Source organism: Terrisporobacter muris (assembly GCF_024621905.1).
Lineage (GTDB): Bacteria > Bacillota > Clostridia > Peptostreptococcales > Peptostreptococcaceae > Terrisporobacter > Terrisporobacter muris.
This window is the reverse complement of the sequence record NZ_JANKBY010000372.1, coordinates 1-3120: the sequence shown is the minus strand read 5'-3', so window position 1 is coordinate 3120 and position 3120 is coordinate 1. Positions and strand designations below refer to the sequence as shown.

The following is a 3120-nucleotide window of genomic DNA, read 5'->3' as shown; positions in this document are numbered from 1 at the left end:
AAATTAGACCATTATAATTTACTAATGGTCTAATTAACTATAATAAATTAATAGAATTTAATTTTTATTTTTATACTACTATTATATTATTCTTATATTTTTAATCCCAATCTGGTGCTAAAAAGTTCATATGTTGTTTAGCATACCATGTTGAGTATGAACTTCCTCTATTTTCATATTTATCATTTGAACACTTACAATATACTACAGCTGTTGACTTACAACTTGATGGACAAAAAGCTGTGCAAAACCCCCTATTATTTTTTTCTAAATCCAATACTTCTACTCTTTTTCCAAACATATATATTTACCTCCCTAATGTATATCTATTAATTTATTATTATAGTTAGCTGTGTGATTCTGTCAGACTTAATAAACTTTCTTCAACAATTTTTAAAATATTATTAAATGTAGAAAATTTTCTATCTAATAATACTTTTTCTGGTATTTTAATACCGAATGTATTTTGAATATTAATTAATATTGTAACTAAGTCTCTAGGCTCTAGATTTAAATCTAAAGAAAACAACATCTTTTCTCTTAAGTATTCATTTTTCTTGAAATCTATATCTACTACTTTATAAAATATATCTGATAATTTATTTTCAATTTCTATATGATCCATCTTTTATCTCCTTTCAATTATTAAAATTATTAGACTGAAATTATACTTGCATACATTTTAAGTTGATTTACAATATTATCAATTAATCGGTTTATATCACTTGAAAAGTTTAAATAAAGTTTATCATTTGTTAAATTCATATAATTATTATCAATATCTTCATCTAAATGTACATAAACCATTTGTTGCCTAATTTCTGTTTCGTATGAGTCAACTACTTTTCTTTCTCCAATCATATAATCAATGTTTATACCAAATTTATTTTTTATAGCGTCTGATAAAATTTCATAATTTGATGAATCATAAATATCTAAAGGAACACATAATATTCCACAATCATTTTGGACTGCATACGACATTTCAAATGGTTTTAAACCAAAGTTACTTAACATCTTAGGTGAATATGAAAATAATTCACCTGGAACTTCTATAACAATTAAATCTGGTTTTAGTTCTCTTTCTATATCTTTTAAATAGTGATTAAAGTTAATAATTTTTCTTTTCATACTTACTTTTTCAGAGTTTATATATGAAGGCATCTTTTTTATATCAAATAAATGACTATAGTTTTTATTACTTAATCCTACAACGGAATACCCTCTATTCTTTATATTATTAATAAGCTCAACTTGTAGATTAAATGTTTCTAATCCTCCAAATGCATCACAAATAAAAACTACTGGTGTAATAATCTTGTAAGTAGAGTAAAAATTCTCTACTGTATCGTAATTATCTCCAAAATTATATTTTAACTTATTAACTTCACTTTCTGTTAAGTGTTCTAGTAATAAATCTATATCATTTCTTGAATAGATTATTTTTTTATTGGTTTCTAGACAGTATTTTATTTGTGGAACTATATATTTTTCCAAATCTATATCATGTAATGTTTCAACAAACCAAACAAGGGAGTTTTTATTTACTTCTTCATAAAAAGAATCGCTCACTTCAATTAACTTATTATTTAACTTATATTGATTTTTATCTTCTAACCACCCTTTAGGACTTACAAGTGAGTTAATTTCACAATCATAAAGCTTATCACTTTGATTTATAAAGCTTAAAAACTCGTAATTAAATGGGTAAACAAGTATTTTTTCCATTTATTTATCTCCTTTTTTATTTTTTAATATTGGTAACCTAATGATTTTAAAACACAATAATCTTTCATATTACTTTCTGTTGTATATTTTATTAAATCACAATATTGAGGCTCTATTTCTTCTTCACTACGATCAATCTCATTAAGTTTAGCAATACATATACCACAGTTAGTATAAGACCAACAATTGAAACATTTTTCTTCATAAAATTGACCTATATTTAATAATTTAGAGGCTTTTTCTAGGTCAATTCCATCATCTAATGTTCCAATTTTTGATAGACAGGATTTTTCACTTACCTTTTCACATGGGTAAATATCTCCATCTGTCGTTATAAAAGCTCTATATACACCTGGTAAACATGGACCACTGTGGTGTGATACTGTTGGTAACTCAATTCTTGTGATATTTCTATCTGCTATAAATCCATCAAAGACACTATTTGCAACCTGAAGTAGAGGAGATAGATTTTTAGAATCTACTATGTTTAATTTGCTTAATAATATTAAAAATCTACCATAATTTTTACCAAAAACATAGTCATCAGACATTTTAAATTCTTTATCCGTGTTATGTTGGCTCACATCTGACTCTAAAAAATAAGAATCTTTTAAAAGCTCTTCTATTGATACAAAGTCGTGAATACAAGTGTATTGATTCTCTGGAAGAACTACAGTGTTAAAAGTTATGTTATTTTTGTAATATTCTGGATAATTTTCTTTTATAAATTGTAAATTTTTTAGTACAAATTTGTGAGTACCCTTTCCTGAAGATGCAAAAACCCTACTTTTGTCATGTATTTCTTCATTTCCATCTAAACTTATCATTGCTGTTATATTATGTTTAACAAAATATTCAACTATCTCTGGCGTGAATAATGTAGCATTTGTTGTAAGATTAAAAGTAATATATTTACCTTGTGCTAAATCTTTTGCATACTCAACAATTTTTTTTATTAACTCAAATTCTAGTAAAGGCTCTCCTCCATAAAAACTAATATTTATTTCATTTAATTGTTTTGAATGTTGTATTAAGTAGTCTACTGCCTTTTTAGCAGTATTGAAATTCATTCTTTTATTTGAATGTACTCTATTATTATATGAACCAGAATAAATACAATAATCACATCTTAAATTGCAGTTTTGAGTGACTTGAAGTACTACTGAAGATAGTTTGTTATCTATATAATATTTTAAAAATTTAGTATCTGGATGTTCTGTTTTTTCAATTCTTTTATTTTTAAGAAATCCATGTTTTTTTAAATTATTTAATTCTTTTTCTACTTTAGCGTTTAAGTTTGAATTTTTATCAGAATAAAGATATTCTTTTAGATATGCATATAGGTCTTTACTTATTTCTAATATTTTATTGGTATTTACATCATAAATATAA

General features: G+C 24.5%; 4 protein-coding genes. All 4 read right to left on the bottom strand.

Annotated elements, in window-relative coordinates:
* Positions 1-100: 100 nt before the first annotated feature.
* Positions 101-301, bottom strand: a complete 201-nt coding sequence (locus NSA58_RS17960) for a hypothetical protein (RefSeq protein WP_257560773.1) — start codon at positions 299-301, stop codon at positions 101-103.
* 45 nt (positions 302-346) lie between these two features.
* Complete coding sequence (locus tag NSA58_RS17955) at positions 347-625, bottom strand: peptide maturation system acyl carrier-related protein (protein WP_257560772.1); 279 nt, start codon at positions 623-625, stop codon at positions 347-349.
* Positions 626-654: 29 nt separating this feature from the next.
* Positions 655-1728 (bottom strand): TIGR04066 family peptide maturation system protein, encoded by a 1074-nt coding sequence (locus NSA58_RS17950; protein ID WP_257560771.1) that lies wholly within the window; start codon positions 1726-1728, stop codon positions 655-657.
* Positions 1729-1751: 23 nt separating this feature from the next.
* Positions 1752-3120 (bottom strand): Cys-rich peptide radical SAM maturase CcpM (gene ccpM / locus NSA58_RS17945; RefSeq protein WP_257560770.1); only part of this gene is annotated, 1369 nt, incomplete at its 5' end.